At 68.6% G+C, this 4,389-nt stretch carries 3 protein-coding genes; 1 reads left to right on the forward strand and 2 read right to left on the reverse strand.

Translation table 11 applies throughout. The features are described from left to right. Positions 1 to 403: 403 nt before the first annotated feature. Positions 404 to 1,477 carry a glutamine synthetase GlnII gene (glnII, locus tag MXD58_RS21025; RefSeq protein ID WP_248837179.1) on the reverse strand — a complete coding sequence of 358 codons (1,074 nt, stop codon included), beginning with the start codon at positions 1,475 to 1,477 and terminating at the stop codon, positions 404 to 406. Positions 1,478 to 1,932: 455 nt separating this feature from the next. After that, positions 1,933 to 3,357 carry a type I glutamate--ammonia ligase gene (gene glnA / locus MXD58_RS21030; RefSeq protein WP_248837180.1) on the reverse strand — a complete coding sequence of 475 codons (1,425 nt, stop codon included), beginning with the start codon at positions 3,355 to 3,357 and terminating at the stop codon, positions 1,933 to 1,935. 182 nt (positions 3,358 to 3,539) lie between these two features. Here glnA and MXD58_RS21035 point away from each other — a divergent pair, with 182 nt between their 5' ends. Continuing rightward, the gene (locus MXD58_RS21035) at positions 3,540 to 4,022 is read left to right on the forward strand and encodes an RDD family protein (RefSeq protein ID WP_248837181.1); all 483 of its coding nucleotides are present in this window, start codon (positions 3,540 to 3,542) and stop codon (positions 4,020 to 4,022) included. Positions 4,023 to 4,389: the final 367 nt, after the last annotated feature.

Here is a 4,389-nt window from a genome sequence, read left to right on the forward strand (position 1 = left end):
CCTGCTGGCCGACCATCGGCGCCGGGCGGGCCGGGCCCACTCGATCGTCGAGGACATCTTCGCCCGCGAGCACACCACCGGCTTCGGCTGAGCCGGCCGCGCGGCGCCGCGAACGCCGACAGGCCGGTCGGCCGAGAGCGAAGCTCGGCCGACCGGCCTGCGGGGTGTCACCTCACGTCGCGGTGCGCTCCGTTGCGGGTCCGCGGATGTCCGGGAGCGGGAAACCAGGGCCGTGCGCGCTCCCCCGCGCGAGTGCCCGGGTGCTGCCTGCCGCCCGGGGCGGGCCGTTGTGACGGCCTCGCCCCGTTCGTCCTCGCCGCGTCCGTGGGACCGGGAATCCGTGCCGACCGGATGCTGATCCGAATATCGGTCCCTGATTCCCGGCCCGGTGGCGGCGGGGGACTCAGACCGTGGCGGCCGCGGTGACCGGCGCCGTCACCGGCGCGCCCTGCTCCGGCACGAACAGGGTCGGCTTGTCGCCGGCCAGCGCGCTGCAGCAGGTGTCGATCATGAGGGCGGTGACCAGGTACGGGTCCATGTTGGCGTTCGGACGCCGGTCCTCGAGCCAGCCCTTCTTCGCCTTCTCCACGGCCCACGGGATACGGACCGAGGCACCGCGGTCGGACGCGCCCCAGGAGAACTTGTCCCAGGGTGCGGTCTCGTGCTTGCCGGTCAGCCGGTCCTGGATGCCGTTGCCGTAGTGGGTGACGTGCTCCATGACACGGGTGCCGAGCGCCTCGCAGCAGGCAACGATGGCATCCCAGCCTTCCATCGTCTGCTTCGTGGAGAAGTTGGTGTGCGCGCCCGCGCCGTTCCAGTCACCGGGGATCGGCTTGGCGGCGTAGGACACCTCGACGCCGAAGTCCTCGGCGATGCGGGCCAGCAGCCAGCGGCCCAGCCAGATCTGGTCGCCGATCTCGGGCGCCGGCAGGACGCCGATCTGGAACTCCCACTGGCCCATCATGACCTCGGCGTTGGTGCCCTCGATGGCGAGGCCGGCGTCGAGGCACGCCTGGGTGTGCAGCTCCACGATCTCGCGGCCGGGCATCTTCGAGCCGCCGACGCCGCAGTAGTACGGGCCCTGCGGCGCGGGGTAGCCGACTTCGGGCCAGCCGTAGGGACGGCCGTCCTTGAAGAAGGTGTACTCCTGCTCGATGCCGAAGTGCGGGCCCATGTCCGCGTACTTCTCGGCGACCGCGCGGGCGAACGCCCGGGTGTTCGTCGGGTGCGGGGTGAAGTCGGTCAGCTCGACCTCACACAGCACCAGCTTGTTGTCGCCGCCGCGGATCGGGTCGGGCGTGATGAAGACGGGTCGCAGCACACAGTCCGAGTTCGATCCCGGCGCCTGGTTGGTGCTTGAGCCGTCGAAGCCCCAGATCTCCGGTTCCTTGCCGTCCTTCACGATGCGGGTCTTGCTGCGCATCAGCGGGTCGGGCTCGGTGCCGTCAATCCAGATGTACTCGGCCTGATAACTCACTCAATACTCCCCGTTGTTGATCCTGCACGCTTCGGAGCGACTTCGTGATCGGCCGGGGGAGGCCGACCCAGGCCGCGATGACGGGAGGGTTCGGTCGGAGCCTCGTCGGGCCCCGTTACCCAGCAGTCACGTGCTTGTTAATTCTTCGTCTCTCGTGTGTGACCAGTGGTATACCTTCGCGGACCCGCGCCGGTAACGCCGGCCGCCCGCCGGTCGGTCGCACCAGGGTGGTGGGTGCTGGATTCCGATCGCGCCGACGGACCGGCCGGCGGCAATCCTCCGGACGGAGGAGGAGATGAGCGGGGTCCCGTTCCTGTGTATCGGAACGGGACCCCGCCGACGAGCGACAGAATCACCCGGCGGCCCTGCCAGAATGCGCCGGCGCGGCCCGGTGCACGGGCCCCCGTGGAATCCGGCAGTGGCCGCGGATGGATGTCCGGTCGTGAGCCGGGATCTCAGATGTCGTAGTACAGGGTGAACTCGTACGGATGCGGCCGCAGCCGGATGGCGTCGACCTCGTTGCGGCGCTTGTAGTCCAGCCAGGTCTCGATCAGGTCCGTGGTGAACACGTCACCCTCGCGCAGGAACTCGTGGTCGGCCTCGAGCGCGTCGAGCACCTTTTCCAGCGAGCCCGGAACCTGCGGCACCGCGGCCAGTTCGTCCGGGGGCAGTTCGTAGAGGTCCTTGTCGATGGGCTCCGGTGGGTCGATCTTGTTGCGGATGCCGTCGAGGCCGGCCATGAGCATCGCCGCGAAGGCGAGATACGGGTTGCAGCTCGGGTCGGGCACCCGGAACTCGACCCGCTTCGCCTTGGGCGAGTCTCCGCCGAGGGGGATGCGGCAGCAGGCCGAGCGGTTACGTGCCGAGTAGACGAGGTTGACCGGGGCCTCGTAGCCGGGGACCAGCCGGCGGTAGGAGTTCGTCGTCGGGTTGGTGAACGCCAGCAGCGCGGGGGCGTGGTGCAGCAGGCCGCCGATGTAGTACCGCGCGATGTCCGACAGGCCGCCGTAGCCGTTGGCGCTGTAGAACAGCGGCTCGCCGCCCTTCCACAGGCTGGAGTGCACGTGCATGCCCGATCCGTTGTCTTCGAACAGCGGCTTCGGCATGAAGGTGACCGTCTTGCCGCGGCTGCGCGCCACGTTGCGGATCACGTACTTGTAGAGCATCAGGTTGTCGGCGGTCTTCAGTAGCGTGTCATAGCGGATGTCAATCTCCGCCTGGCCCGCGGTGCCGACCTCGTGATGCTGCATCTCGACGGTGATGCCGGTTTCGTAGAGCACGCGGGTCATCTCGGAGCGCAGGTCGGTGAAATGGTCGGTCGGCGGGACCGGGAAGTAACCGCCCTTGAACCTCGGCTTGTAGCCGAGGTTACCGCCCTCTTCCTTGCGCGCGGTGTTCCAGGCGGCCTCGACGGAATCGACCTGGTGAAATGACCCGTAGGGGTTGTAGTCATATCGGACGTCGTCGAAGATGTAGAACTCCGCCTCCGGTCCGAAGAACGCGGTGTCGGCGATGCCGGTGCCCCGGAGGTAGGTCTCCGCCTTCTTGGCGATGTTGCGCGGATCGCGGGAGTACTGCTCCTTCGTGATCGGGTCGTGGATGAAGAATGTCATGGCCAGGGTCTTGTGCTCGCGGAACGGGTCCACGAACGCCGTCTGCGGGTCCGGCAGTAGCAGCATGTCGGACTCGTGGATTGCCTGGAAACCACGGATGGACGAGCCGTCGAACATCAGTCCGTCGGTGAACACTGACTCGGAGAAAACCTGCGTTGGAATCGTGAAGTGCTGCATGATCCCGGGAAGGTCACAGAACCGCACATCGATGAACTGGACATCCTCGTCGCGGATGAAGCGAAGCACGTCTTCGGCTTTGGTGAACATTCGTCCTCCCGTGTCGCGTCCTGCTCCCGAACCTGCCCAGCGCGGTATGTCGACATGCCTTTCGGCACGTCTTGGCAGACACAGGACATCACGAAGTCGTTTCGTTTATGTTACAGGGGCCGACTTTATCACCCTTGGTGATCTGTCGGGTGCAGGTCCGGAGCGGCGCATAAGCTTGCGCCGTGGGACGAGCACTCGGAGGCTGGCTAGAAGGGCCAGGCCTGCCCCGCGACACGCCGCCGGGCGTCCGGCTCGGCCTGCCCGAACACGGCCGGGGCTCGGTGGTGGGCTTCGGTCCGCGGCTAGGGGCCTACATCATTGACGGGATCGTGGCCAACCTCGTCGTCGGAGTGCTCTTCCTGGCCGGGCTGAGGTACTCCAGCGACGTCCGGGGTCTGGCGATCTACCTGGTCTTCCTGCTGGAGGAGTTCATCCTGCTCAGCACCGCCGGGCAGACGCTCGGCATGCGGCTGCTGGGCATCAGGGTGATCCGGCTGCGTGACCGCGGGCTGGCGTCGTGGCCGTGGGTCGCCGTGCGCACGCTGCTGCTGGCCCTGCTCTTCCCGGTGTTCCTCTGGGATCGCGACCAGCGCGGCCTGCACGACCGGGCAGCCGGCACCGTCGCCGTGCGCGACCCGGTGCGCCCCGACCCGAGCGGCGGCTGACCGCTGCTCGGGCCCGCTCGGCTCGCCACGGTGACAGGCGGCAGGCACCCAGAGAGGGCCCACGGTCCCCTCGGCCACGGATGAGCGCCGCGGCGCCTGACTCGCGGTGGCCGGACGTCGGCGATGGCCTGCCAAGGACAGTTCGGGCCTGCGCGCTTCGGGGGGGGGCAGCCAGGGCCGGTGGGACTCGGCCGTGGGGGCTGGCGGTCGGGCTGCCGCTCGTCGGCGTGGTCCTCGCACCGCATGGCGGTGCGACGCCGCCTGGCCCGGCCAAGACTCGGATGCTGGCGCCAGCATGATCGCGTGGCGTGGCGTGGCGTGGCGTGGCGTGGTGCGGTGCCCACGTCCGGCTGGGCCGCGGGCGGGC

Source organism: Frankia sp. AgKG'84/4 (assembly GCF_023242965.2).
Classification (GTDB): Bacteria; Actinomycetota; Actinomycetes; order Frankiales; family Frankiaceae; genus Frankia.